This is a genomic window from Thioclava indica (genome assembly GCF_000714545.1).
GTDB classification, from domain to species: Bacteria; Pseudomonadota; Alphaproteobacteria; order Rhodobacterales; family Rhodobacteraceae; genus Thioclava; species Thioclava indica.
In genome coordinates, this window is sequence record NZ_AUNB01000005.1 from 1 (window position 1) to 636 (window position 636).

1 protein-coding gene and 1 pseudogene are annotated in these 636 nt (G+C 55.8%); both read left to right on the forward strand.

Going from position 1 to position 636, the window contains the following annotated elements:
• Nucleotides 1-167 (forward strand): annotated as a pseudogene (locus DT23_RS19295) (IS256 family transposase); the annotation flags it as partial.
• Between the two features lie 128 nt (nucleotides 168-295).
• Nucleotides 296-574, forward strand: a complete 279-nt coding sequence (locus DT23_RS02825; protein WP_038128058.1) for a transposase — start codon at nucleotides 296-298, stop codon at nucleotides 572-574.
• The last annotated feature ends 62 nt before the right edge of the window (nucleotides 575-636 follow it).

Here is a 636-nt window from a genome sequence, read left to right on the forward strand (position 1 = left end):
AGTTCCGCCGCCGCATCAAGACCCAGACCGTGCTGCCCTCCGCCGAAACCGTGCCGATGCTCCTCTGGGCGCTGATGGCATCGGGTCAGATCCAGATGCGGAAAGTGGATGGTTGGGAAACCTTGGCTCAGCCCATCGCGCCGATCAGCCTTGACCTCGCAGCCTGATCAGGCCCAAATCCACATGCTCGGAGAACGCCGCCAGAGAATTTCAACCAGATTCAAGACACTGAAGTGGTCCGGCGAATTCAGACAGCGTGCTAAGATGTATCCAACATTGACGATAGGATACACCAATGACCAAGAGACGCAGTTTTTCTGACAAGTTCAAAGCTACGGTAGCGCTCGAAGCGCTGCGTGGCGACAAGACGGCTCAAGAGATCGCGGCGAAGCACAAGATCCACCCGACGCAGGTCACAACGTGGAAACGGCAGGCGATTGATGGCCTGACGGGCGTATTTTCTGACAAGGCCAGGAAAGCCGAGGACAATGAAGCCGAAGTGAAAGAGCTGCACGCCAAGATTGGGAAGCTGGCGGTCGAAAACGATTTTTTGTCACAAGGGTTGAAGCGATGAGCCCGAGCGAACGCAAGGCGATGATCAACCGAGACGGTATTGTCAGGTTAATTCCCTCTGCC

Excerpts from the sequence above, each read along its gene's own strand:
- DT23_RS02825 (WP_038128058.1), top strand. The coding sequence starts at position 296 with ATGACCAAGAGACGCAGTTTTTCTGACAAGTTCAAAGCTACGGTAGCG.